We start from the raw sequence: 26,890 nt of genomic DNA on the forward strand, positions 1-26,890 counted from the left end.
CTCCGTTCCTGTAGCCGCGGAGGTATCCCATTGCGCTCGAAGGACGGGGGTCGCAGAGTGCCGGTCCTCCTCCTGGTGGGCGCTGGTCATGCCCACCTCTACGTCGTGAAGCGCGCACGGGAGTTGGCTGCCGCGGGATACAGGGTGCAACTCTTGTCTCCCCCGTTCTTCCATTACAGCGCGGTCGCGTCGGCCACCGCTGCCGGGGTGCTCCCGCAGGAGGCGGGGCGGATCGATGTCAGGGCGCTCGCGCGGGCCTCCGGGGTGGAGCTCTACGAGGCCACCCTGGTCCGGCTCGACCTGGACGCGCGGATCGCCGTCACGTCGGACGGTGCGGCGCTGTCCTACGACGTGCTCTCCTTGAACATCGGGAGCGTGGTCGCGGCGGTGCCCGGCATGCGCGTCGACCCCACCGCCGTGACGGTGAAGCCGCTGAGCGGTCTGGCGGAGCTCGACGAGCGCCTGCGCGATCCGGCCCGGTTGGGCGCCGACGTCACCATCGTGGGTGGCGGCGCCACGGGGTTGGAGCTCGCGGCACACCTTGCGGTGCGTCGAGACGTCGGCAGGGTCCGGGTGGTGGAGTCGGGACGAGACGTCGGCGCCGGCCTTCCCCCGGGTGCCCGGCGACGCCTCAACCGGCTCCTCGCCCAGCGGGGAGTGGAGGTGCGGACGCGGTGTGCGGTCACCGATGTCCGTGAGCGTCGCGTCGTCTGCGCCGACGGGACAGAGATTTCGCACGACGTCGCCCTGATGGCGACCGGTTTGTCGGCTCCGCCGTTGATCACCGAGCTCGGCCTGGGTGATGAACACGGTGTGCCGGTGCGAGACACCCTCCAACACATCGACCTCGACGAGATCTATGCGGTGGGGGACTGTGCTCACTTCACCTCCCAGGCGCTGCCCCGCATCGGCGTCCACGGGGTGCGGCAGGGACCTGTCCTGCTCCGCAGCCTCCTCGACAGGCGGCGGGGACGGCCGCTGCCGGTGTACGAACCCCGACGTCACGCCCTGTCGGTGCTCGACCTCGGTGAGGGTGTCGGGCTCGCGGTGCGGGGGCGCTGGTGGTGGTGCGGCGCCTCGGCGTTGCGACTCAAGCGGCGCATCGACCGGCGGTGGCTGGCGCAGTACCAGGTGGTGGACCCGGGAAGGTCCGCGGGACGTCAGTGGGTTTCTCCGTCGTGACACATCCACGGCACTCGGACGACTCCGCCCAGGGGCCCGCATTCCGGGAGCTGGTGGAACCCGAGATCGAGGTGCTGCTCAGGGTGGCGTTGACCATCACGAACGGCGCGGCCGATGCCGAGGACCTCGTGCAGGAGACGCTGCTGCGCGCCTACCGGGCCATCGACCGTTTCGATGGCCGACATCCGCGAGCCTGGCTGCTGACCATCCTGCGCAACACCAACGCCAACATGCACCGACGTCAGCGGCCGGGCGTGATCGGCGACTGGGAGCTGATCCGGACCGCCCGGCCGGCCTTCGGACGGCCGGAGCTGCCGAGTGCCGAGGACAGCTTCGTGCATGAGGAACTTCACGCCGATCTCGATGCCGCCGTGCGAGCACTCGACCCCCGATTTCGGGCCGCCCTCATCCTCGTCGACGTACACGACCTGAGCTATTCCGAGGCGGCCGCGGTCATGGGAGTCCCCGTCGGAACCTTGATGTCTCGACTCAGTCGCGCCCGTGACCGGGTCCGCAAGGCACTTCGATCCAGCCCACTCACCCGAGGAGACCTCTCATGACTGGGACTCTGCAGCAGATGCTGACCTGTCTTTGGTCCGCGCGACGCATCCAGCGCTATCTCGACGCCGACCCCGCGGCACGGTTGACACCGGGCGAGATCTCGCGCCTGGAGGGACATCTCGCGACGTGCGAGAAGTGCACCCGGGTCGCAGCCGAGCACCGTGCCCTGCACCGGGCGCTGTCGCTGTGGTCAGGCGGGACGGGTGTCGACCCACGATCGGTCGACCGGGTCCGTGATTTTCTGGCCGCCATCCACGACAAGGACACCGCGTGAGCGTCGACCGGGCAACCGTCACACCATCTGTAGTCGGCTTGCACGTCCAGCCGTGGGACCTCCTGGTCGTCGGGGGAGGCACAGCCGGGATCGTGGGCGCCAAGACCGCCGCCCGTCTGGGGGCTCGAGTCCTGCTCGTGGAACGTGATCGCACCGGTGGCGACTGCCTGTGGACTGGTTGCGTCCCGTCCAAGGCGCTTCTGGCTGCCGCGGGTGTAGCGGCCAGCGCGCGCAACGGGCACCGGTTCGGCATCGACGTCGGGGAGGTCTCGGTCGACTTCACGCGCGTGATGAACCACGTGCGAGCCACCATCCAGCACATCGCGCCGGTCGATTCCGTCGAGGCGCTCAACGAGGCGTCGGTCGCTGTTCGCAACGCGACCGCCCGCTTCACCGGGGCGTGCTCGGCCGAGATCGACGGGACCCCCGTGAGATTCCGACAGGCTCTCATCGCCACCGGGGCTTCGCCCGCGGTGCCTTCCGTTCCAGGCCTGAGCGAGGTCGACTACCTGACCAGTGACACCATTTGGGAGCTCAGTGAACTGCCCGATGACCTGGTGGTGCTGGGTGGCGGAAGCATCGGGTGCGAGCTGGGCCAGGCCTTCGCCCGCTTGGGCAGCAGGGTCTCTGTGGTCGAGGGCGCACCCTCGATCCTGCCCCGCGAGGACTCTCTCGCCGCGACCCGGCTCGCCCGGGCTCTGGTTCACGACGGCGTGGAGCTGCGTACCGGCTCCGGGGTCGCCAGGGTCGAGGCGACCGGGGCGGCGACCGGGGTGCTCCACCTGGAGAACGGGGATCGGGTGCGTTTCTCGTGCCTCCTGGTCGCTGTCGGACGAGCACCGCGCACCAACGACATCGGGCTCGCCGCGGCAGGCGTCGAGGTGGACGATCGCGGATTCGTGGTGGTCGACGACCTCCTGCGGACTACCAACCCGCGGATCTGGGCCGCCGGCGACCTCACCGGACACCCGCAATTCACCCACACAGCAGGCGTGCACGCGAGCCTGGCCGCGTCGAACGCCATCCTCGGAGTACGCCGCAAGGTCGACCTGACCACCGTGCCACGGGTGACCTTCACCGACCCCGAGCTCGCCGCGGTCGGCCTGTCGACGCAACGGCCCCGCTCACCCCTGCGCACCATCGACTGGGCGCACTCGCACGTCGACCGCGCAGTCGCCGAGGGGGCAATGGACGGCTTCACCCGGCTCGTCGTGGACAAGCGCGGCCACATCCTCGGGGCCACGGTGGTCGGGCCGCGAGCGGGGGAGACAGTAGGCGAGCTGACCCTGGCGATCACCCGAGGGCTCACGACTCGCGATCTCGCGGGCGTGACCCATGCTTACCCGACGTACAACGACGGGCCCTGGAACGTCGCGATCTCCGATGTCCAGGACCAGCTCGAGCGACCTGGCACACGGCGTGCCTTGGGGGCGCTGGCACGGGTCCGAACGTGGTGGGTCAGCCGGGACGACTGAGCATCCCTCGCCTCATGGTCACAAGAGGTCGCGAAACCCCGCCGTCATGCGCTGGGTGGCGCTGAGCCCCACGATGGTGGCCCACACGATGGCGATCAGCTCGGCGTGCGCTGGAAGGACGAGCCACAACGAGTGCACCGCAATGGTCTCGGTCCCCTCGGCGAGTCCCCCGAGGAAGCTGAACGAGCGACCGTCCTCGCGTTGTCGTCCCGTGCGCTCGGCGATGGAGGAGAACGCCAGGAAAGCGGTTCCGTTGATGTAGTAGGCCAGGAGCACCAGCAGGAACGGCAGCCAGTCGGCGCCGTAGCGGGCGCTGACACCGATGGCGACCCCGACCACCGTCGCCCCGTAGACGACGAAGTCGGCCGTGATGTCCAAGAATCCGCCCGCCTCCGACTTGGGTGACTTCTCGAGAGTGCCGGGCAGATGGGCCTTGCGTCGTCGGGCGAGCGGACCGTCGAGACCGTCCATGGCACGCGAGAACAACCACAGCCCCAAAGCCCACCACCACAGCTGCGTCGCCGCTACGGCGGCGCTACCCAAGCCAGTGGCCAGGCCCAGCATGGTGAGCCGGTTGGGAGTCACGAGGGGTCGGTCCAGGATCTGTGCCAGCCGCGTCAACGATCGGTCGAGAGCACGTCGGACAGGCGCGTCAAACACGGGTTTCGCCGTCAGCGTGGTGAACGGCAGCGCGCGCCTCGATCAGCCGCGCCCAGCGGGATCCGCCGAGGACCAGGACGACCAGGGCCGATCCGGCGGCTGCCAGGCCCCAGGGGTTGGTTCCGTAGGCCCCCAACGCGGCGTAGGCCAGGGTGCCGGGAATCATCCCGATGGCGGTGCCCAGCACGAAATGACGCAACCGGACCGCTGAGAGTCCGGAGGCGTAGTTGATGGCGATGAACGGCACCAACGGGACCAGGCGCACGATCAGGACTGCCGACAAGCCGTGGTCAGCCAGGAGAGCATCGACGCGCGCCACGCGGCCACGGATGAGACGGTCGACTGCCTCACGCCCCAGGAGTCTCCCGAGACCGAAGGAGATGACCGCGCCGACCAGGGCTGCAGCCCAGGCGAGTGCAGCGCCGAGCCACAGACCGAACACTGCTCCGCCCGCGGCAGTCAGGAGCGCCTTGGGGCAAGGGATCAGGGCCAGGCCCACGTAGAGGGTGAAGAACAGGGCAGGCCCCCACACCCCGGCTGCGTCGAGGCGAGACCTCATCGCACCGATGTTGGGGGTCCCGAGCACCAGGGCCATCGTGGTGGCACCGACCAGGATCAGGCCCAGAGCGCCTGCCTTGGCGAGGGCGGCTCGACTCATGCGGCATCCTGACTTGTCGGGAAGTGGACGTTCTGCATCGGGAAGTCCCTGAGCATCTCGAAGTGTTCCCGACGTGACATGTTCCCTGACTCGGAGGTCCGATGTACCCGCGCCTTGCCCGTCTGCTCCTCCCCGCCGCGCTGCTCGGACTGGCCGCCACCGCCTGCGCCGCCCCCGGCGCCCCGGCGGGCACCTCGACCGAGAACCGCTCCTGGTCGCAGATCACCGACCAGGCCGAGGGTCAGACGGTCGACCTGTGGATGTACGGCGGCGACCAGCAGGGCAACGCCTACGTCGACGACGTCCTGACCCCCGCCGCCGCCAAGCTCGGCGTGACCCTACGAAGGGTTCCGGTGGCCGACACGAAGGACGCCATGACGCGCATCCTGGCAGAGCGCCAAGCCGGCAGGACGGACGGCGCGGTGGACCTCGTGTGGGTCAACGGCGACAACTTCGCCACCGGCAAGCAGGCCGATTCCTGGCGCTGTGGCTGGTCCTCCCAGCTGCCCAACATGAAGTACGTCGCCCCGGACGACGCCCTCGTCGCCCAGGACTTCGGGACCCAGGTCGATGGCTGCGAGGCACCCTGGCACAAGGCACAATTCACTCTCGTCTACGACTCGGCGCGCGTCGCCGAGCCGCCAACCTCCCTGGAGGGCGTCCTGCGGTGGGCCAAGGACCACCCAGGACGGTTCACCTACCCGGCCCCGCCCGACTTCACCGGGTCCGTCTTCGTCCGCGAGGCGCTCTACAGCACCTCTGGCGGCTACGGGCAGATCCCGGCTCAGTTCAACCAGGACTCCTACGACCAGCTGACCCCCCCGCTCTGGGCCGCCCTGAAGGACGTGGCACCGTCGCTGTGGCGCCAGGGGAGGACCTACCCCCGCGACGCGGTGGCCCTGGACCGGCTCTACTCCGACGGCGAGGTCGACATGACCATGACCTACGGGCCCGCGACGCTCACCAAGCTCGTCGCCGACGGCACCTTCCCGAAGACCACGCGTGTCCTCCCGCTCGACGAGGGAACGATCGGCAACGCCAGCTTCCTGGCTATCCCCGCCTCGGCCGGCGACCCCGAGGGCGCCATGGTGGTGGCCAACCTCGCTCTCTCGCCAGCCCAGCAGGGGCTCAAGGCCGACCCAGGCACGTGGGGCCAGTTCACGGTCCTCGACACCACCCTGCTCAGCGAGGCCGATCGGGCACGGTTCGACGATCTTCCCGCCTCCGATGTCGTGCCGCCGTACGCCGTTCTCTCACGTAACGCCAATCCCGAGCTCGCCTCGTCCTGGGTACCGAAGCTCGACGAAGGCTGGCGACGGGCCGTGCTCGGATCCGGATCGTGACCCCACCCCTCACGCGCACCGCTCACCTCCGAGCCGGCCGGCAGTCCGAGGGGGCACGCCTCGTCGCGCCTGCGGTGATCCTCATCGTGGCTGTTACCGGGACGGCGATCGGCGCCGTGGTCGCCACCAGTCTCGGGCTGCTGCCCCTGGTGGGACAGCCCCGCCTGAGCGCCGACGGATTCACCGCACTGGCCGGTGACTTGCGCGCTGCCACCCAGGAGTCACTCCTCATCGCCATCGCAGCGACCTTGCTGGCTGCGGCCATCGGTCTCACCATCGCCACCACCATCGTTCGTGCGGGCCACGGTGTGCGACTCGTCGTCGCGCTGGCTGTCACGGTGCTGACGGTGCCGCACCTGGTCGGTGCAGCGGCGACGGGGCTGCTGCTCTCCGATGTCGGGTTGGCCCAGCGCTGGTCGGGGATCAGTCCGGCCTCGTGGCCCGAGCTGGTGGGCGGGCGCTGGCCCTGGGCAACGGTGCTGGAGCTGGCCTGGAAGGAGTCCGCCTTCGTGGCGCTCGTCGTCACGGCCTCGCTGGGACGACGCTACGCCGACCTGCGCGAGGTCTCCGTCGTGCTCGGAGCAGCACCGCGAGCACAGTGGTGGCGGGTCCTGCTGCCCCTGGCCGCGCCTGCTCTTGCCTCGTCCTCGCTCATCGTGTTCGTCTACTCGCTCGGCACCTACGAGGTCGCCCGCCTGCTCGGCCGCGCCTACCCGGAGCCGCTGCCGGTCATGGCCTACCGGCTCTTCACCGGCATCGACGTCACTGCTCGACCACAGGCCGCCGCGACCGCCGTGGTCGCCACCGGGCTCGCCCTGTCGGCGGCCGCCATCACGCTTCCGCTCGTACGACGACTCGGAGCCGACCGATGAGCCAATCGGTGAGCCGGCCGACCACCTCGGGCTCAGTCGCGACCGCGACTCGTCGCGGTGTCCTCCCGGCGCTTCTGGTTCTCTGGTTGGTGATCCCGTTGACTCCACTGGTGCTGTGGGCAGGCGCCACACGCTGGTCCGGGACGGCGCGGCTGCCCCAGGACTTGGGTGTTCGTGGGTGGCGAGAGGCTGTGGACACCGGCGTCATCTCGGCATTGGTCCACTCCGGTCTGCTCGGAACCGCGGTCGCGCTGATCGCGACGCCGCTGGGGGTGATGGCCGGTCGGGCGCTGGGGTGGCGGCTCTTACGCAGACCTGCGCTGCCGTCGATCGTCCTGCTCGGGCCGGTCGTACTGGCCCCGTTTGCGGTCGCGATGGGTCTTGACGTCGTCATCCTGCGCGTGGGGATCCCCGAAGAAGTCGCGGTGGTTCTGGTCCTCAGCGTGTTCGCGCTGCCCTACACCACCTACACCATGCGAGCCACCTATCTCGCCCTGGACCCCGACCTGGAAGAGCAGGCACGGGTCCTCGGCGCCAGCCCGCGCCAAGCCCGACATCGAGTCACGCTCCCGGCCGCCACCGCCGGATTCGTCACCGCCACCGGACTCGCTTTCCTGGTCGGTTGGAGCGACTACGCGGTCACCCTGCTCATCGGGGGCGGACAGATCATCACAACTCCCATACTGATTGGCTCCTCGGCAGCCGGATCCGGTAACGACGCCCTGACCTCGACCCTTGCCGTCTCCACCAGCCTGCCGCCGCTCGTGGCCCTGGCGGTCTTCACCTACGCGGCCTCACGCCGCAGAACGGCTCCCCGATCATGACCGCCGCCCTGACCCTCTCCGGCATCAGCCACCGCCACCCCGGTGCCGCGCAGCCGACGCTCGCCGGGATCGACCTCGAGGTCCAGGACGGGCAGATGCTCGCGGTCCTCGGGCCCTCCGGATCCGGCAAGACCACCCTGCTCAGGGTCGCGGCCGGCCTGGAGCAGCCCGAGGCCGGGGACGTGCTGCTCGACGGCACCAGCGTCCTGGACGTCGCGCCGGAGCGGCGCGACCTCACCGTCATGTTCCAGAAGCCGCACCTCTTCCCCCACTTGAGCGTGCTGGACAACGTCGCCTTCGCGGATCGACTACGCGGCCAGAGTCGCTCGCAGAGCAGGGCCACCGCCCAGCGATACCTCGACCTCGTCCACCTCGGTGACCTCGGCCCCCGCCGACCCCGGGCGCTCTCCGGCGGACAGGAGCAACGCGTCGCCCTGGCACGGGCGCTGGCCGCCACCCGACGGGTCATGCTCCTCGACGAGCCGTTCAGCGCCCTCGACAACCACCTCCGCACGTCGATGCACCAACTGCTGGTCGAGGTGCGCGCCGCCCTGGACCCCACCGTCGTCCTCGTGACGCACGACCTCGACGAGGCTGCCCTGGCCGACCGGGTCGCCGTACTCGTCGAGGGACGCATCGAACACTGCGACACCATCCAGACGCTCTACACGGCTCCGAAGACCTTGGCGGTCGCGCGGCTCGTGGGCGGCTTCAACGAGCTGCCCGGGGTGGTGAGGTCCGGCGTCCATCACTCCATCCTCGGGGCGGCTGCGCTTCCCACCTCTCTCGCTGCGGACGGCCCTGCCGTGCTGCTGGCCCGCAAGGAGGGACTTGCTCTCACCGAACCGCACACGACGGGCACGGCGACCGGTCTGGTGGTGGAGGTTCGCCAGTCGGGCCCCCACCAGGACGTGATCGTGGAGATGGCGTCATCGCGCCCCGTGGCGGCGACCAGGCTCACGGTCGAGGTGCGACTCGGGACGACCCTGCGCCCGGGCGATCGCACGGGCGTGGTCCTGCCGGGACCCGAAGGGCTGTGGGTCGTCAGCGGCGCGTCGCCCCAGGTCGCAGAGCGGTCCAGCACGAGCATGCTCACCACCAGGTGAGCACCGTGCTCGAGACCCTGACCTCGTCGGGCTGTGGAATGAGTCCTGCCCCTCCCAAGAACAGGTGCCTTCATCGCGCCGGCCCCTCGTCGCCCCCTGTCGTCAAGCCGCGAGGGCTACGGTGAACGACATGTCGCGCGCCTTCCTGGACCAGTCACTGCCCAGTGTCGACCACGCCGCCAGCCCCGACGGTCCGCGGCTCCCACGGCTACTGATCTTCGACGTCAACGAGACCCTGTCGGACATGTCGCCCATGGCGGGTCATTTCGCGAACGTCGGAGCTCCTGCTCACTTCGCGACCAGCTGGTTCGCGGGTGTGCTGCGCGACGGCTTCGCGCTGACATCCGTCGACGCCAGTGACTCGTTCGCCCGCATCGCAGCCGAGTCGTTGCGGGGCGGCCTCCACGGGGTGCCCTTGAACCGCGGACTGGAGGAGGCGGTCTCTCACATCATGCACGGGTTCAGCGGACTCCCCGTCCACGCCGATGTGCCCGACGGCATCCGTGCGCTCAGTGATCTCGGGATTCGCCTGGTGACCCTCAGCAACGGGTCTGCTTCGGTCGCCGAGGCGCTGTTCGACCGTGCCGGCATTCGGCACTACTTCGAGTGCCTGCTGACGGTGGAGGATGCCGGCCGCTGGAAACCCGCGCCAGAGGCTTACGCGTACGCCTTGCAGCAGTGCGGCGTCGACCCGGAGGACGCGATGCTCGTCGCCGTTCACCCGTGGGACACCGACGGGGCGTCTCGGGCAGGTCTGGCCACCGCGTGGCTGAACCGGACGGGTGGTCCCTATCCTGCGTATTTCACAGCCCCCGACCTCCGGACGTCATCCTTGTCCGACCTCGCCGACCAGCTCCGCTGAGCCGATGCAGCCGTCCGGGCCCGGCTGCGCAACACCGCGGAACAGCCCGAACGTCGCAGCGAGGTCCCGGGTGCACCAGCGGTGCCGCCCCGACGACATGGACGTCCGGGCGGCACCGCAGCGTGATGCGACCGCGGAGGTCGAGCTCTCAGAGCGCCGGGGCCGCCGGCAGGTCGAGATCGGTCTTCACGAAGTGGTTGAAGAAGTTCGTGAGCAGGTTCAGGGTGACGTGCGCGGACAGCTCCGTGAGCTGGTCGTCGGTCCATCCCGCGTCGAGCGCCGCCTGCCAGGCGGCGTCGTCGACCGTGCCGATGTTGGTCGTGTACTGGCGAGCGAGAACGAGCAGCGCGTCCAGCTTGGCGTCGAAGCCCGCGTCGCCTCGCCGGATGCCGATCATCTCGTCGTTGCTCAGGCCAGCAGCCTTGCCTCCACCGGTGTGGGCGGCCTGGCAGTAGCTGCACCCGTCCGCGTTGCCCACGGCCAGGGCGATGGCCTCTCGGGTCCGTGCATCGAACGTCCCGTAGTCGGCGATGACCTGCTGGACGGCGACGTAGCTCTGCAGCACCACTGGCGAGTGGGCCATCTCGCCGTGAATGTTGAGGACCTTGCCGAACTTCGCCTCCAGAGCCTTCAGCTCGTCACGGCTCTGCTCCGGGGCACTCTCGATCGTGTGGACGGGGATCCGGGCCATGGTGATTCTCCTCTGCGGGGTGGATGCGTTCCTGACGTCGGTGTCAGCAACGCCGTACCCCCCTTTCGTCCCGGAGTGTCACCTGGACGACAATGTTGGCTCTTCCCTTCGCAACCGGCACGCAGGAGAACCATGCGCAGGCACGACGAACAGTCGGCCTCCTTCCGCGACGCCCTCTGGGTCTCACGGTGCGTGGGGCACGCGGAGACGACGCCCCTGCGGCTCGAGGACGTGGAGGGCCTGGCCCGGTTCATCGAGGTACGGACCTTGGCGGCAGGAGAGCCGCTGCAGCGCGCGGGGGAGGTGCCGCAGGCAGTGAGTATCGTCCGCCAGGGTTGCCTGGAGCTGGCGGTGCAAGGCCCGTCGGGACGGATGGTCATCCAGACCCTGCGACCAGGTGACATCGACGGTGACATCCAGATCCTGCTCGGGTTGCCGATGCCGTACGAAACCCGGGCCAACACCGAGACCACCTGTCTGATGGTGAGTCGTAGCCACTTCGAGGAGCTGCTCGCCAGTCATCCCCCGGTGTCGCGGAGGTGGCTGACGAGCGTGTCTCAGCGCCTGGCTCGATCTCACTCCCGGTTGACGAGCCTGCTCGGACAGCCACTCGAGATCCAGGTGGCACAACTGCTGTTGGAGGAACGGGTGGACGACGTGGTGTCCCTTCGCCAGACGACCGTGGCCGCGCTCCTCGGCGTCCGCCGCGCGTCCGTCAATCGGATTCTCCGGAAGTTCGCTCGCGCAGGCATGGTCGAGATCGGCTACGGCAAGGTACAGATTCTCGATGCCGGGGCCCTCGCGCACCGCACTACCGAGCTCTAGCCCAGGGGATGTCCATCTCAGGTGGCGCTCGGCCTGCGTCTGCCACAGCTCACGGTCGTTCACCGGCAGTCAGACGCGGCCGAGCTGCGGCTAAGATCTGCAACGGTGTGCCGGGAAGTCTGGTCGGCTCCCGCTCACCAACCCCGAAAGAGAGCATCCGTGCGCACTTCGTCCCCGACCACTGCGTCCTTGGTCTTGCCGTCTGGGCCTTCCGGCTTCTTGCACCGACGGTCCGTGTTGATGCTCGCGTTCGCGTTCGCCGTGATGGCGGACCCGGTGTCGTCGGTGGCCTACGCCGTGGAGGCGGCGCTGCGGGCCCTGGACGGTGACCTGGCCCTGCTCGTCCCCACGATGGGACTGGTGGTCGCGATCATCGCGCTGATCATCGTGAACTACCAACAGCTGATCACCCGCTACCCCCACGGTGGGGGTGCCTCGGCGGCGGCCGGAGAGGCGTTCGGCGAGGCGTGGGCGTTCATTCCGATTGGCGCCCTGATCGTGGACTTCGTCCTGACGATCGCGATCAGCGTCTCGGCGGGCGCCTCTGCAACGATCGCCTACTTCCCGGGGCTGGCGCCCTGGCGGGTGCCGCTGGCGCTTCTGCTGGTGGTCGTCGTAGGCGGTATCACCTGGTTCGGGCACCTCGGCCGGTTGTTCTTCGCATTGATGACCCTCGCGTTCATCGTCGTGGCCGGCGTCGTGCTGGTCTTCGGGCTCGGTGCAACACCCCACCAGGTGGGCACCATCACCCAGACGTCCGGACGGGAGTCGCTGCTGGCCGTCGCGCTGGCGTTCCCGGTGGCCATGGCCTTGGCCACCGGGGTCGAGGCCCCGTCCTCGGCCATTGCGCAGCTGGGGCAGCTTGACGACGTGGGGCGCCGACAGTTCGGGCGCGTCACCCTGTGGCTCACGCTCGGCATCGTCGGGAGCATCACGGTGGGGCTGGCGGTCGAGGCCCACCGCCTGCGGATCGGTATCCCGCACGCTGAGACCACGCAGATCGCGGAACTGGCCCGCGTCGCCGCGCCGGGTCCCGTCTTCGCCGCGTTCCAGCTGGTCACCGCTCTGCTGCTGTTGTCCGCAGCCAGTTCCTCGTTCCAGGCCGGTCCCGGTCTGTTGAAGGCTCTGGCGCGTCACGAGAACCAAGAAGGCCGGACGATCGGCATCCTTGCGCGCGGGCTGGGCCGCACGAATGCCCACCACACGCCGTACTGGGGCGTCGTCCTGTTCACCACCATCTCCGCCGCGGTGGTGGCGGCCGCGGGAGCACGGGACCAGGAGCTGGTGCTGTTCTACGCGGTCTCGGTGTTCTTGAGCTTTCTGGCCGGGCTGCTCGCGATGGCGCTGTTCTCCCACCGGGACGCCCACACCGGCTCCCTGGTTCTGAACCTCGGGGGCGCAGTCGTGGTTGCGTTCACCTTGGCGATCAACCTGGCCCGGGGCGTGCCGTTGGTCAGCCTCGGCGCGGCCCTGCTGGTGGCGGCCGTGCTCTTCGGGACCTGGGTGCGGGCCGGCAGACCCGGGGGCATTGGAAATCTGGCCGCCCAGGCGGAAGGAGCGCCCCCCGACGACGGCCAAGGCTGACGCACGGCACCCCGGATGGAGGGCGCAGCGTTCGCCTGCGTACGGGGGACGCCGCGTTGGACGTCCTCCGTACGGCGTGAGCGGTGTGCTGGAGGAGGTCGCCCGACCGACGACGCTTGGGTACGGGGGGTCTCGTTGCCCAGGAGGCCATCGCCGAGGCCCGGCAGCAGAGCGACGCGGGTGACGCGGCGCGAGATCGACTCCGTTCGCTGCTCGGTCGGGCCACCTCCGTCAAGCGGGCACTGGTGCTCAATACCGGACGACGCGTCGTGCCGAGGGCCGACGAGGCGCGAGACCGCATCGGGGCCGGCGCCTCAGGACGTCTCAGGGCTGCTGGCTGTCAGCCGCTCAGACGCGAGGTCGCCGGATGGAGAAGCTGATGGCGGTCAATGACCGCACGATCTCGTCTGCCTGGGTAAGGGCCTCGACGACCTAGTGCGCCGGTCCACGGTCGCCCACCTCTGAGGCAGGTCAGCCTTTCGGAGCGCTCCGGTCATCCCCGAAGCGGATCGGGGGCTTCGGCGATCCGTTTGATCGCCGCAAGAGTCGTCGGGATGCCGTCGAGGGCCTGCTGGGTGCGGTCCGCGATCTCGGCGACCGCGTCGTCGCCGAACTTCTCCTCGAACATGGCGATCCCTGCCGGGAGAAACTCCCAGGACTCGATCAGCTTCGTCCCCGTCTGCGCCGGCACGAGGGCGAACCCCCAGCGCACGAACCCGCCGCCGACGATCCAGGCAAACTCGCGACCGTGCTCGGCCGCCACCACGGACCGGGTCTCCCAAGTCCGGTGCGGCAGCTCGTTGCGGCCGGTGAACCACGCACCGACCCGGCCAGCGGTGGCTTCGTCGTCCCACCAGCACGACGTGCAGACCGGACTCCACTCACCGGTGCGGGTGATGTCCGAGACCAGGTCGTAGAGCGCCTCGGCCGACGCATCGACCTTGATGGACTCCTGGTGGCTGCGGACGCTCGCCTTGCTCATGACCCCAACCTCTCAGACATGCTCACTTCTTGAGCCGGCGGCTGCCGCCGTGCCAGTCCTCCTGCTTGCCGGCGGTCTCGGCGTCGCCGCCGAGCGCGGCCAGCTGGGGCTGCTCGCGCAGGCTGCGCTTGAGCTCGGCGAATCCCGGGAAGCGGGCCAGGCCGACCACGTGGTCCCACAGCTCGACCGCTGTCTCCTCGCGCGGCAGACGGCTGATCACCGGCCCGAAGAAAGCCACACCGGCAGGCGGCTCGAAGTGGATGATGGGCGTGCCCACGTCCTTGCCCGTCAGTGAGAGGGCCTCGTCGGTTTCCTGCCTGATCTCGGCGTCCCACGACTCGTCGTCGAGAGCATCCGCCAGCTCGAGCGGGAGCCCCGCTTCAGCCAGGATGGGCTCCACGAACTCACGAGTGCCGCGGACCTCCCGCACCTGCGTCTCGGTGCGGCGCTCCTCCGCCGCGGGCGCGACGTCGAAGATGTGTGCCCCGAACGCTGCGTACAGCGGCGCCATCGCCTCGCGGCCGTGCTCCGACCTCGCCCGGGCGGCCACCCGCAGGAGACGCAGCCCGGCGGTGTGCCCGGCTTCGTACTCGGGCGGGAACTGGGCGTCGTAGTCGACGTCGGCGTTGATCAGCCGCAGCGAGATGAACCGCCAGTCCACCGTGTAGTCACGCTGCGACTGCACCTGGCGCACCCACTTGCTGGTCATCCAGGCGAAGGGGCAGACCGGGTCGAAGTAGAAGTTGATGTCGGCGTCCATCTCTTCACCCTAGACCGGGGTCGAGGCGGGCCGGCCCCGCCGCGGACGGCCTCTTCGGCGTCGGCTTCTCGAGGGTGCTGTACGCGATCGAGGACGCCTGTGACTGGGTCTGGCGCGGGCCGGAGTGGCTGCGACCGGCGGTGGGCGGGCTGCTGCTCGGGGTGGTGCTGCTCGTGCTGCCGCAGATGTACGGCGTGGGGTACCTGGTCCTGGGGCGGGCCGTGGACGGCGACTACGCCGTCGGCTTCCTGATCCTGCTGCTGGTCGGCAAGGTGGTCGCCTGCAGCCTGACCATCGGGATCGGCGGGTCGGGCGGCGTGTTCGCACCCAGCCTGTTCTGCGGCGCCATGCTCGCGGCGGCGTACGGCGCGGTGGTCCACGGGCTGCTGCCGGGCGCCGGCGGCTCGCCCGGCGCCTACGCCCTGGTGGGGATGGGGGCGTTGTTCGCTGGCGCGGCGCGCGCTCCCGTCACCGCGGTGGTGATCCTCTTCGAGCTGACGGGGGAGTACACCATCATCCTGCCGCTGATGCTCGCGATCGTGCTCGCGACCGGCGTGAGTCACCTCGTCTCCCACGACACCGTCTACACCCGCAAGCTGCTGCGTCGCGGCATCGACCTCGAGGCGCCCGCCGACCCAGGACTCGGCCGGCGGCCTGTGTCTTCCGCCATGCGCCGCTGCCCGTGGTGGCGGCCCGGCTGGCCGAGGCGGACGAGGCGGACGAGGCCGCGTTGCCGGTGCTTCACGAGGACGGGACCCTCGCGGGCGTCGTGGGCGCCCGCGCGCTCGTGGACGCACTGACCGCCGGGGAGGAGCTCAGCGTCGGTGACCTCGCCGACCCGGTCGGCCTCCCGGCGGGCGCCCCGCTGTCCGATGCCCTGCACCTGCTCGACCTGGGAACGGCCGCGGTCGCCGTCACCGGCCAGGACGGCCGGCTCGTCGGATGGCTGGGCCACCGTGAGGCACTCCAGGCGGTGGGCACGACAGCCGGACGGCCTTGGGAAAGGGCCGCACCACCTACACGCGAGGACGTCGCGAACGCCCTGACCGACTCCGCCGCGTAGTTCATCCGCGAACAGGCTTGGACGGGGTCGCGACCGTCGGCCAGTCGATGGGCGGCCGTATGGTGCTCGAGCTCGCACGGCGAGGCGTCGGCGGCGACACCGTGGCGTTGGACCCGGGCGGCTTCTGGAGCGACCGCGAGCTCGTCGTCTTGGCGCCACGCTGCGGCCGTCGATCGCTCTGGTCCGAGCGCTGCGCGGCATGCTGCCGTCGTTGCTCGGCAGCGCTGTGGGACGGACGCTGCTGCTCGCTCAGCTGTCGGCGCGGCCCTGGGCGCCCTGACCAAGGGGCCTCAGCACCAGGGAGCCCCGGCCGGCACGGTGCCCGGCCGGGTCACGATCGGTTGGGGTCGTCGTGACCTGGTGACCGTGCCGAGCCAGGCCGCACGTGTCACGGAGCTGTTCCCCGACGCGGTGCTGCACTGGTTCGAACGATGCGGTCATTTTCCACAGTGGGACGCACCGAGCCAAGCCGTCCGGCTGATCCTGGACAGCACCGACTGACGTTCGCGGCCCGGCCACACGACGGCTGCACTGCGTCGCATGGCACGGCGGGATCGGCACGCGACGCGTGACCTGCGGGATGCGATCGGGACAGGCGACAGCTCGCGGTTTGGTTGAGGACACTCAGGCTTCGCGCTTGAGCAGGATCGCGGTGAACTGCTGGCGCGTGCCCCAGGGCGTGACGTGGTCCTCGCCGCTGGTCGACAGCAACTCGTAACCGGGAAACTCCGCAGCGAGCTCTGCGTGGGTGTAGCGCACGATCGGCAGGCCGCTGCAGGTCAGCGGACCGTCGGGACCGAAGGTCGCGACCACGACGAACCCTCCGGGCTCCAGACAGTGCTCCAGAGAAAGCCGGTAGTCGTCGCGCTCGTCCTCCTCGGTCAGGAAGTGGAAGACGGCGCGGTCGTGCCACAGCGCGAACTGACGCGGCGGACGGAAGTCGAGGACGTCGGCGACGTCGAGGTCGAGGCGTCCCGGGACCTCACCGACTCTTTCGCGCACCGTGGTGAGTGCCGTCTGCGACAGGTCGATCGCCGTCAGGTCGGTGTAGCCGCGCTGGACGAGATGGTCGACCAACGTCGACCAGCCGGCGCCCACGTCGATCACCGGGCGGCCGACCCCCAGGCCGGTCTCGTCGACCAGTCCCAGGGACAGCTCCGGCACGGACTGCCACCACGAGACGCCGTCCTCGTCCTTGCCGTCGTGGACCTTCTCCCAGTAGTCGGAGCGGGCGGTCGCGTCCGTCGGTCGCAGCGGCGTGGCGGGTGCAGGTTCCATGGGGCGACGCTACCTCCGGTGGTCTCCTCCGGGAGTCCGTGAACTGTCATTGGTTCGTTGCCTGTCGATCTGGGGTCGCGGGCGAGCTCGTAGCGTAGATTGCGCCCATGGTCTCCACCGGTACGGCCCCGACCAGTACCCCGCTGGGTGACGTAGCCCGACTCATCGACGGGGGCGACATGGATTGCGGCAGCGGACTGCTGCTCCTCATCACTCGCGCGATGCGACGACTCGACGGCGGTGACCTGCTCGCCATCCGAAGCGCCGAGTCCAGCGTCGTGACCGATCTGCCGGTCTGGGCCGAGCTCGTCGGCCACGAGATCGTCGACGAGCTGGCCGAGACCGGCACGGGGCCCTGGTGGTTCACCGTGCGCAAGGACGGCGCCAGCGCGGACGGGGCGGTTCGACCGGACGCGGGGACCGTCTTCAGCACCGGGAGCCGGACGCCGGTGGGCCACCGGCTGTGGACCTACACCAACTTCGACTGCAACCTTGCCTGCCTCTACTGCTGCGCGGAGTCGTCCCCGAAGGCCTCGCCGCGGCGCCTGGATCCCGACGTCGTCGGGCCGCTCTTCGCGCGGTTCCGCGAGCAGGGGGGCAGGGAGCTGCTGTTCACCGGTGGCGAGCCGTTCATGCACCCGCAGCTCGGTGAGCTCGTCGATGCCGCCGCCGGCCTCGAACGCACCATCCTCACCAACGCGATGATCTTCGGCCGTGGCCGCCGTCGCGAGCTGCTCGAGTCGATCGACCGGGACGTGGTGATGCAGGTCAGCCTCGACTCCGCGAGCCCCGAGATCCACGACGAGATGCGCGGAGCCGGGTCGTGGGCCCGCGCGCTCGACGGGATTGGTCTGGCCCACTCACTGGGTTTCCGGGTCAAGATCGCAGCCACGCGGTTCGACGAGGACCCGGAAGGGGTGAGGGAGTTGCACGAGCGTCTCGACCAGGAAGGCATTGCCCAGGAGGACAGGGTCATCCGCCCGGTCGCAGCCGAGGGCTTTGCCGAGGGCGGCATCCACGTGTCCATCGACTCGCTCGAGCCCGAACCCGTCATCACCGCCGACGGCGCGTGGTGGCACCCGGTCGCGATCACGAACCCGAACATGAGGATCGCCGACGCACCCCTGGACCTCGACGAGATCTTCGGGGTCGTTCGTGACACGTTGCAGGTGCATGATGCTGCGTCCGCCGCCGGTCGGGAGGTGTTCCGCTGTGCGTGAGTCACCGCTGACCAACGCCAGGGCCCGACTGGGGTGGGCGCTCGACCCCAACCCGGCCGACAATCCCCGTGCTCAGTCGATCGCTTTCACCGTGCTGCGGGTCCTCCTGGGTCTGATGTGGCTCTACAACGTGTCCTGGAAGCGGGCACCGGACTTCGGCAAGGACGCCGGCAGCGGGCTCTACAAGTTCACCACCTACGCGGTCGACTATCCCGTGCTGGCGCCGTACGCCTGGGTGACCGACCACCTGATCCTCCCGGTGTTCCCGGTCTTCGGCTGGGTCGTGCTGATCGCCGAGACGGCCCTTGCGGTGATGCTGTTGACCGGGACGCTCGTCCGCCTCGCCGCTCTCATCGGTCTCGCGCAGTCGCTGGCGATCGGGCTGTCGGTCGCCTACGCGCCCCACGAGTGGCCCTGGTCCTACTTCCTCATGGTCGGTGCCCACCTGGTGCTGATCTTCGCCGTGGCCGGTCGCGTCCTGGGCACCGACGGCGTGCGTACGGGTGACACGTCGGCCCGCACCCTGGGCCACGTCTGGGCCGGGGTGGCGCTCGTCGCCGGCTTGGTCTCCTTGGTGCGGTCCTTGAGCGAGCCGTTCGCGGCCCGCGGCCCGGACCTCGGCAACAGCGACCCGTCGCTGTCGCTGGGTTCCTACAACCTCGTCGGCTCCCTGGTGCTCGTCACCGTCGGGGTGCTGCTGCTGGTCGGTGCACGTCTCACGCTGCCCTGGGCCCTCCAGGCTGCGGCTGCCCTCGGGCTCCTCGCCGGCCTCTCGCTCCATGCCCAGCTGGGCTTCAGTGACCCGGTCATCGGCGGCAACCCCACGTCGGCCGCGGTCTTCTTCTCCCTCGCCCTGATCGCCTTCCTCGTGGGGCGGGCACCATCGCCCGGTTCTATCGCCCAGACCCCCTCGCCCGCCCGAACAGAGAGCACCCAGCCATGAGCTTCACCCGTCCACCGTCCACGATCTTCGCGACCAGTCGCCGTGGCCTGTTCATCGGTGCCTCGGGCCTGGTGCTCCTCGCTGCCTGCGGCAACGACGAGCAGTCGGCGGGCGGAGCCGCGGGCGGGACTGCATCGACTGGACGACCGCTGCCGATCTCGGCGATCCCCGACCAGGACCCGGAGGTGCTCAACCGGCTGTACGACGACGTGGCCGCCCGCTTCGCCGAGGTCACCGGGCTCGACGTCAGCTACACCCCGGTGACGGAGTACCCCGCAGTCGTGCGCGGCTTCGAGGTCGGCGACATCGCCATCGCGTGGATGGGCGGCCTCACCGGCGTCCAGGCCGCGCAGCGCGTCGAGGGCGCCACCGCGTTCGCCCAGCGCGACATCGACGCCGAGTTCACCAGCCTCTTCATTGCCACCAAGCAGTCCGGTCTGACAGCGTTCGACGACGTCGACGGGCTGAGCGGGCTCGCCGGCCACTCGTTCACCTTCGGCTCCGAGACGTCGACGTCCGGGCGCCTGATGCCGCAATACTTCATGGACCGAGCGGGGCTCTCGCTTGACGACCTCGAGGGCGAGCCGGGCTACTCCGGGTCCCACGACGCGACCATCGAAGCGGTCGCCTCCGGCAGCTTCGAGGTGGGAGCCGTCAACGAGCAGGTGTGGAAAGCCACCGTCGAGGCCGGAGAGGTCGACCTCTCCGGCGTCGTCGTGCTTTTCCGCACCCCTGCCTACTACGACTACCACTGGCTGGCGCGACCCGATGTCGACGAGGTCTACGGTGCGGGCACGCTCGACTCGGTCAAGGAACTGCTGTTCGGCCTCGACCCGTCGGTGCCCGAGGACGCCACGCTCCTCAACCTGTTCGGCGCCGCCTCGTTCGTCCCCACGGAGAACGGAAACTACGACCAGATCCGTGAGGTCGCCGAGGAGCTGGGCCTGCTCGCGTGAACGAAGTCGTCGTACGTCTCGCCGGGGTCGGGCGCAGCTTCGGCGGCATCGCGGCGCTGACCGGTGTCGACCTGACGATAGGGGCGGGCGAGCGCGTTGCGGTCCTGGGTGCGAGCGGGTCTGGCAAGAGCACGCTGCTGTCGCTGCTCAACGGCTCGCTGGAGCCGTCCCAGGGCAGCATCGAACTCTTCGGCGCGCCCGTAGCGGGACTTTCCTCGGGCCCTCGCCGCGAGCTGCAACGGCGCGTGGGAACCATCTCGCAGGGGCTCGACCTCATCGAGCAGGTGCGGGTGCTGCACAACGTGAACGCCGGTCGCCTCGCCGAGTGGGGTGCGTCGAGGTCGCTGGCGTCGCTCGTGTGGCCCCGTCCGGATGAGCGGGCGACCAGCGCGCTCGAAGCAGTGGGGCTCGGCTGGGCGGTGCACGAGCGCACCGAGCGCCTTTCCGGAGGCGAGCGCCAGCGGGTCGCGATCGCGCGCCTGCTGATCCAAAGACCCGAGCTGGTGCTCGCCGACGAGCCGGTCGCGAGCCTCGACCCGACCACCGCCGCCGAGGTCCTGAATCTCCTGGGTCGCGTGACCGAGGTGTCGGGCACCATGCTGGTGGCCCTCCATCAACCTCAGCTCGCACGAGAGCACTGCACCCGTGCGATCGGACTGCGCGAGGGACGACTCGTCTTCGATGCCGCGATCGGTGATCTCGCGCCCACGCTGCTCGACGAGCTCTACGCACGGGCCTGAACACGGTGATGGGCTGCCTTGACTGACCTGCTCGACGTCGACCGCCCCGCGTCGGACCCGTCCTCGGGGCCGCGCCCGGTGGGCGACCACTCCCCACCAGCGCGCCGCGTGTCCGGACGGCAGGTGGCCCTGCGCCGGGGTGTGGGGGCGTTGGCCGTGCTCCTGCCCCTCGCGTGGTCGATGCGGCGTGCGCTGCCCGATGGCACGGTCGTCAACAGCGGTGGGGCCCCGCTCATCGGCGACCTTCTGGGCAAGGCCCTGAGCCCCCGCTCGGACGGCGAGTTCCTGCACGTCGTTCTGCAGGCCGCGGGCACCACCCTCGCCTTCGCGGTACTGGGCACGGCCGGGGCACTGGTGATCGGCTTGCTGGGCGGGTTGGTGCTCAGCGACGTGGCCTGGTCGCGACGTCCCCCGTGGCCCCTACGCCTGCTGCGTGCCGGCCTGCGTGGACTCCTGGTCGCGGTCCGCTCGATCCACGAGCTGGTCTGGGCGCTGCTGCTCGTCAGCGTGCTCGGCCTCGACCCCCTGGTGGCGGTGCTCGCGATCGCGCTGCCGTTCGGTGCCCAGACGGCGCAGGTCTTCGGGGACACCTTCGATGCCCTGCCGACCCGCGCCCTGCGGGCCTTGCGAGGGGCGGGCGCCCCGGCGCTGCCGGCGGTCGTGTTCGCGCTGCTACCCCCGGCCGGGCCCTTGATGCTCTCGTACTCCTTCTACCGCTTCGAGTGCGCGGTGCGCTCCACCGTGCTGCTCGGTGCGGTCGGCGTCGGTGGACTCGGTCAGGAGCTGGTGGTCAGCCTCAGCTCGCGCAACTGGGACGAGGTCTGGACCCTCATCGCGGCAGTCATCGTCCTCTCGGCACTCGTCGACGCCTGGAGCGGACGACTGCGCACTGACATGGCCGTCGCGAGCTGCTCGGAGTGGTCGGCCGGCGACAGCACCGGCGGCGTCGGCGCTGCGGGAAGACGCCGCTCGCGCTCGACATGGGCGCGATGGACGACGATCGCCGTCGTTCCCGGGCTCATCATCGCGTGGGTCGCATCAGGGGTCTCGCTCTCGGGATTGACCAGTAACCGAACCCGGATGCTGACCGGTCGGCTCCTCGACGACCTCATCCCGCCGGCGCTGCCCCGCGGCGGTGCCGGCGAGGTGATCTCTGCCGTGCTGGACACGCTGGCCATGGCGGTGCTGGCCATGGCCATCGCCGTGCTCATCACCGTGGTCGTGTCCCCATGGGCGGTGACAGCCCGACGGGGCGGAGGCCCACCCGCCCCGCTCCCGGTGCGATCCGCACGGTGGCTCGCTTGGGCGGTCGCACGGATCGTGCTGCTCGTGCTGCGATCGGTGCCCCCGACGGTCTGGGCAGTGATCGCCCTGCTCGCCCTGTTCCCGGGCGTGCTGCCGGGGGCCCTGGCCCTCGGGGTCTACACGGGCGGAGTGCTCGGGCGGCTCGTCGCGGAGTCGTGGGAGAGCGTGAGTCCCGCCCCTCGCGAGGCGCTCAGGCGCAGCGGCGTGCCCGGCGCCATCGCGACGCTCGCCGCTGTGGTGCCGGCCTCGGCGCAACAGCTGGTGACCTACACGCTCTACCGCTTCGAGATCTGCGTCCGTGAAACGGCCGTTGTCGGCATCGTCGGAGCTGCCGGCCTTGGCCGCCTGCTCGCGGAGAACCTCAACTTCTTCCGCTTCCCTGTCGTGACGACACTGCTGATCGCATCGTTCGCGGTCAGTCTCGCCAGCGAGGTGATCAGCCGCCGACTCCGGCGCGCGATCCGGGCCTGACGAGGCGGGTCGGGTCCTCGACGAGCGCCTCGTTGCGCTGCTTGGTTGTGCCGTGACCGTGCAGGGATCGGTGATCGGGCCCGTGGGTGGTGACACGTACCGAACGATCTGGAAGCGGGGAGGGGGAGGGGGGGGGATCTGTCAGAGCATGGAGCCGAGGTCGGACCCGGCGGTGGGGTAAGCCGCGGTGGCGGACTTGAGCTGGCGGGTGGTGAGGCCGAGCTTGATGGCCAGACCGAGGGTGTTGATCATCTCGGCGTACTCGGTGCCGAGGAGGTGGGCGCCAACGATCTGGTCGTTCGACTGGTCGATCAGGATCTTGGAGGCCGCGGTCGTCTCCCCGATCCGGTAACTGGAGTACCAGCCGCTGGTGTCGGAGTAGCGGACCGCGAGGTCGATCCCGGCGGCGCGTGCTTCGGACTCAAGCACGCCGACGCGGGCGAGCTCGGGAATGGTGAAGACCGCGGTGGGGATCCCTGCGTAGTCCGGGGTCGTGGCGGTGCCCTTGAGCATGTTCGACGCGGCGACCTTGGCCTCCGAGACCGCGACCGGAGTGAGAGGCATGCCTTCGGTGTCGGCGGAGTCTCCGGCGGCCCAGACGGCCGGGTTCGTCGTGCTCTGGAGGAAGCCGGCGACCTGGATGCCGCGCTCGCCGCATTCGACGCCGGCGGCGTCGAGGGCCAGGTCGGCCAGGGCCGCGACGCGTCCCGCGCCGTGGACCACGAGGTCAGTCTCGATCGTGTCCTGGGACCCGGCGTTCTCCAGGGTGACCCGGTAGCCGCCGTCGGAGGGCTGCACGTCGACGATGTTGGTGGTGCGTCGCAGCTCGACGCCGGCCTGTTGGCTGCGATCGACGAGGAGCTCGACGAGGTCGGGGTCGAAGCCCTTCAGCGGGCGCTCGCCGCGGTCGACGATGACCGGCGAGCTGCCGGCCCGGGCGGCGACGTGAGCGAACTCGAAGGAGATGAGCCCGCCTCCGACGAACAGGATCCGGGCACGGAGTTCTTCGAGGTCCAGGAAGTCGGTGCTGTCGATCAGGTGCTCGTGTCCCGGGAACTCCAGGGGCCGGGGTCGCGCACCGGTGGCGACCAGGAAACGGTCTGCGTCATAGGGGAGCCCATTGATCTCCAGCTGGCGTAGACCGGTGAACCTCGCGTGGCCGTGCAGCGTGGTCACGCCATCACCGGTCAGCCCGTCTTCCATGTTCTGGGGGACCGGGTCGGTGAAGCCGTGCTTGTGCTTCATCAGATCCGCCCAGTTGATCGAGAGGTCCGCATCGTCGATGCCCTTGCCGCGCATCAGTCGCGCACTGTCGATGACCTCGGCGGCGCGACGCAGGATCTTCTTCGCGTCACACCCCCGCAACGCACAGGTTCCGCCGTAGGGGAGCGCATCGACGATGGCCACCCGCCAGCCCTGGGCGGCGCACTTGTGCGCGGCCGCGACACCGGCCATGCCGGCGCCGATCACGATCAGGTCGAAGTGCTGGCTCACAGGGGGCTCTCCCTCTTCGTGGCGGAGGCCTCAGTGGTGCTGTCTGTGGTCTGGGCGGTCGCTGCCGCCCCGGGCTCAGTCGCTTCTGAACGGTGGCAGGACTTGTCCTGACACCGGCCTCGCGAGATCCGTGCCCACCCGAGGACGGCCAGCACGAGCCCGAGCCCGATCAGGGCCCAGCTCTGCAGCGACCATCCGGCGATTGCGCCGGCGACTCCCAGTGAGAGCAGGACCGGCAGGCCACAACAGAGTCCGAGGGCGCCGGCGGCTGCTGCTATCGGACCTACGATCGCGATCCGGTCACGCATCGGCCAGCACCGCCCGAAGCTGGTTGAGCGTGGGCGCACCCTCGTACCCGTCCGGTGTCAGGTACCTGCGACAGGAGAGCCCGACCTCGGAGCCGGGCTCGGCGAAGACGTCCACCCCCTCGACCAGGACGCTGGGTGAGCCGTGGAACCGGGTCCGCTCGGCCTCCTCCGGAGTCTCGACCAGGTGGCGGGTCACCCGCATGTCCGTGCGCTCAGCGGCAAGCGCAGCAAGCCGCTGGTCGGCGACTTTCCAGTTCGGGCAGTCCTCGAAGTACAGCAGCGTGATGTCCATGCCGACGACGCTAAACCTTGATCCATGGTGCAAGGTCAAGGCGTAGAGTGCAGTCATGCGCATCGGAGAGGTAGCCGCCGCGGCTGACGTGCCGACCCAGACCATCCGCTTCTACGAGCGCCGGGGTCTGCTTCCGCAGCCGTTGCGGGGCCCCAACGGATACCGTGAGTACGACGACTCGATCCTCACCCGGCTCGCATTCATCCGCAGCGGACAGGCTGCGGGGCTCACCCTGGTCGAGGTCGCCAGCATCCTCGACCTTCGCCGCGACGGAGCCGTGCCGTGCGCGCATGTCGAGTCGCTGCTCGTGACCAAGCTGGACGACATCCAGGAGCGGCAACGTGAGCTCGCCGTGCTCCAGGCGGAGCTCGAAGGCCTCATCAGCCGCAGTGCCCGACTCGATCCCGCCGACTGCACCGACACCCAGATCTGTCACATCATCGCTTAGGATGCACGCCCCGGAGACGACTGAGGCCGCGTGGATGCCCTCACGCCGTGTGCGGCGAGCCAAGCCTTTGCGGACCGCCAACCTCATCGCGCGGTTGCTCGAAGTGCAATGGGCTCGGTCCAGGTTCGCTCACGTCCGCAATCGCGTACTGACGCCCCCAGTACGTTGTGAGAGCGTCGGCGCAGGTGAGAGGGCAGTCTCGCCCGTCGACTGGGAGCGGGCACGAGAATCGCGTCCACGCTCAGGCCCCACGGGCCCTTCCCGACGACGCACCACGTCGAGTGCGTCGCGCTGCTCGCGAGGAGACGAGGGCGGCGGGGAGGCAGCGATCGAGCCGCCGGGTGGGCCGCGCGTGCTCAGTCCGAGCAGGGAGCGATGGCAACGAGGTCGAGCTGCGCCTCGGCTGATCCGCTTCGTGGACCGATGTTGGGGATCTGGATGGTGCTGTTGAACGTGAAGTCCAGGGTCGCGGTCGACGCATCGCCGGAGAGCGTGATGGTGTAGGCCCCCGACCCGGTCGCGGAGATCGGAGCGTTGCCGACCGTGCCCTTGAAGGCGTAGGTGCCGCCGGTCTCGCGGTTCGGGCGGAACGAGAACGACCCGACCAGGTCACCGGTGGTCTGCACGTTGAAGCGCTTCTCGAGCGAGCAGGCGGTGCCCCTGACGCTGATGCCGCTGGGCACCGAGGGGATCGACCCGCTGATGGCATAGCTCTGCTTGTTGCACTTCGGCACCAGCGCCTCAGCCTCGCGGACCCGCTCGGTGATCGAGCTGCTCAGGGTCTCCTTCACGTAGGCCGTGGCGGGCGACACGATGAACCCGAGCCACTTCGCCGACCCGGCCAGCGAGGACCCGGTGTCGACCAGCAGCTGCAGGAACAGCGCGGCGGCGTTCTCCTTGATCTCCTGCTTGAGGTCGGTCAACTGGTCGGTGACCTTCTTCTTGGCCGACGGGTCGTTGGCGTACTGGCTCCTGGTCAGAGGGTTGGTCGGGTTCTCGGCGCACGTGGAGAGCGCGTCGAGCTTGGCCAGGGCCTGGGCGATCATGTCGTTGGCGTTGACGGCGTCCCAGACCTTGTTGCCGGCCTTCCAGGCCTCCCACGAGCCGGTGGCGACCTTGCTGTCGGCCCGGTCGGCCCACGTGTCGATGTAGCTCTCCTGAGCCTGCGACACGACGCCCGAGACCACCACGTCGACGGTGGACGGCGACCCGCCCGCCGCGTAGGCCACGGGCTGCACGACCACCTCGCTGTCGCCCTCGCCCTCGAGCGGGGCGGCGGTCGCGCCGTCGGTGTCGGTGACCCGGGCGCGGATGTCCTCCGGGAGCGTGGCCGCGTCGATCGCGTAGGCCATCGACAGCAGGTAGCGGTCGCCGTCCTGCTGCGCGGTCAGCGTCACCCCGTCGTCGGGCTGCACCTTGCCGCTACCGGCGCTCAGTCGGTAGGTCAGGTCCGCGGTCGCCCCGTTGGGGAAGGCGTGGGTCACGACGAAGGTGTGGGCGTCGGCGACCTCCAGGCTCGACAAGGTCGTCGCCGCGACGTACGCCGTGGCTGCGTCGAACCCGGCGGACCGCACCGACGCGTCGAGCCCGGGGGAGGCCTGGGCGACGGCGACGCCCTGAGCGAACGGCGGACCCGCACCGACCTCGCCGGGCGAGGGATCGGCCGAACAGGCCGTCAGCGCGACGACACCGACCAGGACGGCCACGCGGTCC

General features: G+C 69.8%; 27 protein-coding genes and 2 pseudogenes. 20 read left to right on the forward strand and 9 right to left on the reverse strand.

Going from position 1 to position 26,890, the window contains the following annotated elements; translation table 11 throughout:
- The first annotated feature begins 57 nt into the window (after nucleotides 1-57).
- From FZC61_RS04395 to FZC61_RS04410, 4 genes are read left to right on the forward strand one after another with little or no spacing between them, the layout of a single operon-like run.
- Nucleotides 58-1,182 carry an NAD(P)/FAD-dependent oxidoreductase gene (locus FZC61_RS04395; RefSeq protein ID WP_170285978.1) on the forward strand — a complete coding sequence of 375 codons (1,125 nt, stop codon included), beginning with the start codon at nucleotides 58-60 and terminating at the stop codon, nucleotides 1,180-1,182.
- Nucleotides 1,179-1,742 (forward strand): RNA polymerase sigma factor, encoded by a 564-nt coding sequence (locus FZC61_RS04400; RefSeq protein ID WP_148613322.1) that lies wholly within the window; start codon nucleotides 1,179-1,181, stop codon nucleotides 1,740-1,742. The genes FZC61_RS04395 and FZC61_RS04400 overlap by 4 nt, the downstream gene beginning before the upstream one ends.
- Nucleotides 1,739-2,017 (forward strand): anti-sigma factor, encoded by a 279-nt coding sequence (locus FZC61_RS04405; RefSeq protein ID WP_148612925.1) that lies wholly within the window; start codon nucleotides 1,739-1,741, stop codon nucleotides 2,015-2,017. The genes FZC61_RS04400 and FZC61_RS04405 overlap by 4 nt, the downstream gene beginning before the upstream one ends.
- Complete coding sequence (locus FZC61_RS04410) at nucleotides 2,014-3,492, forward strand: dihydrolipoyl dehydrogenase family protein (protein ID WP_281289794.1); 1,479 nt, start codon at nucleotides 2,014-2,016, stop codon at nucleotides 3,490-3,492. Before FZC61_RS04405 ends, FZC61_RS04410 begins: the two co-directional genes overlap by 4 nt.
- An 18-nt stretch (nucleotides 3,493-3,510) precedes the next feature.
- On the opposite strand, the gene FZC61_RS04415 is transcribed toward FZC61_RS04410, so the two are convergent.
- Both FZC61_RS04415 and FZC61_RS04420 read right to left on the reverse strand, forming a co-directional pair.
- Nucleotides 3,511-4,077 carry a CDP-alcohol phosphatidyltransferase family protein gene (locus FZC61_RS04415; protein ID WP_246142523.1) on the reverse strand — a complete coding sequence of 189 codons (567 nt, stop codon included), beginning with the start codon at nucleotides 4,075-4,077 and terminating at the stop codon, nucleotides 3,511-3,513.
- Between the two features lie 67 nt (nucleotides 4,078-4,144).
- A complete protein-coding gene (locus FZC61_RS04420; protein WP_148612928.1) occupies nucleotides 4,145-4,810 on the reverse strand; it encodes a TVP38/TMEM64 family protein in 666 nt (221 codons plus the stop codon).
- A 101-nt stretch (nucleotides 4,811-4,911) separates the two neighbouring features.
- Between FZC61_RS04420 and FZC61_RS04425 the strand changes: the two genes are divergently transcribed.
- The 5 genes from FZC61_RS04425 (at nucleotide 4,912) to FZC61_RS04445 (ending at nucleotide 9,817) form a co-directional block, all read left to right on the forward strand.
- Nucleotides 4,912-6,153, forward strand: a complete 1,242-nt coding sequence (locus FZC61_RS04425) for an ABC transporter substrate-binding protein (protein WP_148612930.1) — start codon at nucleotides 4,912-4,914, stop codon at nucleotides 6,151-6,153.
- Nucleotides 6,150-7,025, forward strand: a complete 876-nt coding sequence (locus FZC61_RS04430; protein ID WP_148612932.1) for an ABC transporter permease subunit — start codon at nucleotides 6,150-6,152, stop codon at nucleotides 7,023-7,025. Before FZC61_RS04425 ends, FZC61_RS04430 begins: the two co-directional genes overlap by 4 nt.
- A gap of 191 nt (nucleotides 7,026-7,216) precedes the next feature.
- The gene (locus tag FZC61_RS04435) at nucleotides 7,217-7,849 is read left to right on the forward strand and encodes an ABC transporter permease (RefSeq protein ID WP_211357086.1); all 633 of its coding nucleotides are present in this window, start codon (nucleotides 7,217-7,219) and stop codon (nucleotides 7,847-7,849) included.
- Nucleotides 7,846-8,955: an ABC transporter ATP-binding protein gene (locus FZC61_RS04440; RefSeq protein ID WP_148612936.1), complete on the forward strand. Its 1,110-nt coding sequence runs from the start codon at nucleotides 7,846-7,848 to the stop codon at nucleotides 8,953-8,955. Before FZC61_RS04435 ends, FZC61_RS04440 begins: the two co-directional genes overlap by 4 nt.
- Nucleotides 8,956-9,085: 130 nt before the next feature.
- Complete coding sequence (locus tag FZC61_RS04445; protein ID WP_148612937.1) at nucleotides 9,086-9,817, forward strand: haloacid dehalogenase type II; 732 nt, start codon at nucleotides 9,086-9,088, stop codon at nucleotides 9,815-9,817.
- A 148-nt stretch (nucleotides 9,818-9,965) separates the two neighbouring features.
- On the opposite strand, the gene FZC61_RS04450 is transcribed toward FZC61_RS04445, so the two are convergent.
- The gene (locus tag FZC61_RS04450; RefSeq protein WP_148612939.1) at nucleotides 9,966-10,508 is read right to left on the reverse strand and encodes a carboxymuconolactone decarboxylase family protein; all 543 of its coding nucleotides are present in this window, start codon (nucleotides 10,506-10,508) and stop codon (nucleotides 9,966-9,968) included.
- Between the two features lie 132 nt (nucleotides 10,509-10,640).
- Between FZC61_RS04450 and FZC61_RS04455 the strand changes: the two genes are divergently transcribed.
- The gene (locus FZC61_RS04455; RefSeq protein ID WP_148612941.1) at nucleotides 10,641-11,333 is read left to right on the forward strand and encodes a Crp/Fnr family transcriptional regulator; all 693 of its coding nucleotides are present in this window, start codon (nucleotides 10,641-10,643) and stop codon (nucleotides 11,331-11,333) included.
- Between the two features lie 240 nt (nucleotides 11,334-11,573).
- Complete coding sequence (locus FZC61_RS04460; protein ID WP_170286001.1) at nucleotides 11,574-12,917, forward strand: amino acid permease; 1,344 nt, start codon at nucleotides 11,574-11,576, stop codon at nucleotides 12,915-12,917.
- A 493-nt stretch (nucleotides 12,918-13,410) separates the two neighbouring features.
- Here FZC61_RS04460 and FZC61_RS04465 read toward each other — a convergent pair whose 3' ends face one another.
- Nucleotides 13,411-13,899, reverse strand: coding sequence for an SRPBCC family protein (locus FZC61_RS04465; RefSeq protein WP_148612945.1), 489 nt, complete (start codon nucleotides 13,897-13,899; stop codon nucleotides 13,411-13,413).
- Nucleotides 13,900-13,921: 22 nt separating this feature from the next.
- The gene (locus FZC61_RS04470) at nucleotides 13,922-14,659 is read right to left on the reverse strand and encodes a mycothiol-dependent nitroreductase Rv2466c family protein (protein WP_148612946.1); all 738 of its coding nucleotides are present in this window, start codon (nucleotides 14,657-14,659) and stop codon (nucleotides 13,922-13,924) included.
- 59 nt (nucleotides 14,660-14,718) lie between these two features.
- Here FZC61_RS04470 and FZC61_RS04475 point away from each other — a divergent pair.
- From FZC61_RS04475 to FZC61_RS23360, 3 genes and pseudogenes are all read left to right on the forward strand, one after another.
- A pseudogene (locus FZC61_RS04475) lies at nucleotides 14,719-15,207 on the forward strand (chloride channel protein); the annotation flags it as partial.
- Nucleotides 15,208-15,344: 137 nt separating this feature from the next.
- Nucleotides 15,345-15,398: pseudogene (locus FZC61_RS24065) on the forward strand (hypothetical protein); the annotation flags it as partial.
- 48 nt (nucleotides 15,399-15,446) lie between these two features.
- The gene (locus FZC61_RS23360) at nucleotides 15,447-15,722 is read left to right on the forward strand and encodes a CBS domain-containing protein (protein WP_211357088.1); all 276 of its coding nucleotides are present in this window, start codon (nucleotides 15,447-15,449) and stop codon (nucleotides 15,720-15,722) included.
- Nucleotides 15,723-16,346: 624 nt separating this feature from the next.
- Here the strand turns inward: FZC61_RS23360 and FZC61_RS04485 are convergent.
- Complete coding sequence (locus FZC61_RS04485) at nucleotides 16,347-17,000, reverse strand: class I SAM-dependent methyltransferase (protein ID WP_148612947.1); 654 nt, start codon at nucleotides 16,998-17,000, stop codon at nucleotides 16,347-16,349.
- 221 nt (nucleotides 17,001-17,221) lie between these two features.
- Here FZC61_RS04485 and FZC61_RS04490 point away from each other — a divergent pair, with 221 nt between their 5' ends.
- From FZC61_RS04490 to FZC61_RS04510, 5 genes are read left to right on the forward strand one after another with little or no spacing between them, the layout of a single operon-like run.
- Nucleotides 17,222-18,220, forward strand: a complete 999-nt coding sequence (locus tag FZC61_RS04490) for a radical SAM protein (RefSeq protein WP_170285979.1) — start codon at nucleotides 17,222-17,224, stop codon at nucleotides 18,218-18,220.
- Nucleotides 18,213-19,163, forward strand: a complete 951-nt coding sequence (locus FZC61_RS04495; RefSeq protein WP_148612949.1) for an Rv1678 family membrane protein — start codon at nucleotides 18,213-18,215, stop codon at nucleotides 19,161-19,163. Before FZC61_RS04490 ends, FZC61_RS04495 begins: the two co-directional genes overlap by 8 nt.
- Nucleotides 19,160-20,119, forward strand: a complete 960-nt coding sequence (locus FZC61_RS04500; protein ID WP_148612950.1) for a putative selenate ABC transporter substrate-binding protein — start codon at nucleotides 19,160-19,162, stop codon at nucleotides 20,117-20,119. Before FZC61_RS04495 ends, FZC61_RS04500 begins: the two co-directional genes overlap by 4 nt.
- Nucleotides 20,116-20,859: a phosphonate ABC transporter ATP-binding protein gene (locus tag FZC61_RS04505; protein ID WP_148612951.1), complete on the forward strand. Its 744-nt coding sequence runs from the start codon at nucleotides 20,116-20,118 to the stop codon at nucleotides 20,857-20,859. The genes FZC61_RS04500 and FZC61_RS04505 overlap by 4 nt, the downstream gene beginning before the upstream one ends.
- A gap of 18 nt (nucleotides 20,860-20,877) precedes the next feature.
- Nucleotides 20,878-22,635, forward strand: coding sequence for a PhnE/PtxC family ABC transporter permease (locus tag FZC61_RS04510; RefSeq protein ID WP_148612952.1), 1,758 nt, complete (start codon nucleotides 20,878-20,880; stop codon nucleotides 22,633-22,635).
- A 141-nt stretch (nucleotides 22,636-22,776) separates the two neighbouring features.
- Here FZC61_RS04510 and FZC61_RS04515 read toward each other — a convergent pair whose 3' ends face one another.
- Both FZC61_RS04515 and FZC61_RS04520 read right to left on the reverse strand, forming a co-directional pair.
- Nucleotides 22,777-24,129, reverse strand: a complete 1,353-nt coding sequence (locus tag FZC61_RS04515) for a dihydrolipoyl dehydrogenase family protein (RefSeq protein WP_148612953.1) — start codon at nucleotides 24,127-24,129, stop codon at nucleotides 22,777-22,779.
- A gap of 300 nt (nucleotides 24,130-24,429) precedes the next feature.
- On the reverse strand, nucleotides 24,430-24,729 hold the full coding sequence (locus FZC61_RS04520) for a thioredoxin family protein (RefSeq protein WP_148612954.1): 300 nt from the start codon (nucleotides 24,727-24,729) through the stop codon (nucleotides 24,430-24,432).
- Nucleotides 24,730-24,784: 55 nt separating this feature from the next.
- On the opposite strand from FZC61_RS04520, the gene FZC61_RS04525 reads away from it, so the two are divergent.
- The gene (locus tag FZC61_RS04525; protein WP_148612955.1) at nucleotides 24,785-25,177 is read left to right on the forward strand and encodes a heavy metal-responsive transcriptional regulator; all 393 of its coding nucleotides are present in this window, start codon (nucleotides 24,785-24,787) and stop codon (nucleotides 25,175-25,177) included.
- 356 nt (nucleotides 25,178-25,533) lie between these two features.
- Here FZC61_RS04525 and FZC61_RS04530 read toward each other — a convergent pair whose 3' ends face one another.
- The gene (locus tag FZC61_RS04530) at nucleotides 25,534-26,883 is read right to left on the reverse strand and encodes a hypothetical protein (RefSeq protein WP_148612956.1); all 1,350 of its coding nucleotides are present in this window, start codon (nucleotides 26,881-26,883) and stop codon (nucleotides 25,534-25,536) included.
- Between the last annotated feature and the right edge of the window lie 7 nt (nucleotides 26,884-26,890).

Source organism: Nocardioides rubriscoriae, from assembly GCF_008087085.1.
Taxonomy (GTDB): Bacteria; Actinomycetota; Actinomycetes; order Propionibacteriales; family Nocardioidaceae; genus Nocardioides; species Nocardioides rubriscoriae.

Excerpts from the sequence above, each read along its gene's own strand:
- FZC61_RS04445 (WP_148612937.1), top strand. The coding sequence starts at position 9,086 with ATGTCGCGCGCCTTCCTGGACCAGTCACTGCCCAGTGTCGACCACGCC.
- FZC61_RS04525 (WP_148612955.1), top strand. The coding sequence starts at position 24,785 with ATGCGCATCGGAGAGGTAGCCGCCGCGGCTGACGTGCCGACCCAGACC.
- FZC61_RS04420 (WP_148612928.1), bottom strand. The coding sequence starts at position 4,810 with ATGAGTCGAGCCGCCCTCGCCAAGGCAGGCGCTCTGGGCCTGATCCTG.
- FZC61_RS04455 (WP_148612941.1), top strand. The coding sequence starts at position 10,641 with ATGCGCAGGCACGACGAACAGTCGGCCTCCTTCCGCGACGCCCTCTGG.
- FZC61_RS04500 (WP_148612950.1), top strand. The coding sequence starts at position 19,160 with ATGAGCTTCACCCGTCCACCGTCCACGATCTTCGCGACCAGTCGCCGT.
- FZC61_RS04450 (WP_148612939.1), bottom strand. The coding sequence starts at position 10,508 with ATGGCCCGGATCCCCGTCCACACGATCGAGAGTGCCCCGGAGCAGAGC.
- FZC61_RS04460 (WP_170286001.1), top strand. The coding sequence starts at position 11,574 with ATGCTCGCGTTCGCGTTCGCCGTGATGGCGGACCCGGTGTCGTCGGTG.
- FZC61_RS04425 (WP_148612930.1), top strand. The coding sequence starts at position 4,912 with ATGTACCCGCGCCTTGCCCGTCTGCTCCTCCCCGCCGCGCTGCTCGGA.
- FZC61_RS04465 (WP_148612945.1), bottom strand. The coding sequence starts at position 13,899 with ATGAGCAAGGCGAGCGTCCGCAGCCACCAGGAGTCCATCAAGGTCGAT.
- FZC61_RS04470 (WP_148612946.1), bottom strand. The coding sequence starts at position 14,659 with ATGGACGCCGACATCAACTTCTACTTCGACCCGGTCTGCCCCTTCGCC.
- FZC61_RS04520 (WP_148612954.1), bottom strand. The coding sequence starts at position 24,729 with ATGGACATCACGCTGCTGTACTTCGAGGACTGCCCGAACTGGAAAGTC.
- FZC61_RS04440 (WP_148612936.1), top strand. The coding sequence starts at position 7,846 with ATGACCGCCGCCCTGACCCTCTCCGGCATCAGCCACCGCCACCCCGGT.
- FZC61_RS04485 (WP_148612947.1), bottom strand. The coding sequence starts at position 17,000 with ATGGAACCTGCACCCGCCACGCCGCTGCGACCGACGGACGCGACCGCC.
- FZC61_RS04490 (WP_170285979.1), top strand. The coding sequence starts at position 17,222 with ATGCGACGACTCGACGGCGGTGACCTGCTCGCCATCCGAAGCGCCGAG.
- FZC61_RS04405 (WP_148612925.1), top strand. The coding sequence starts at position 1,739 with ATGACTGGGACTCTGCAGCAGATGCTGACCTGTCTTTGGTCCGCGCGA.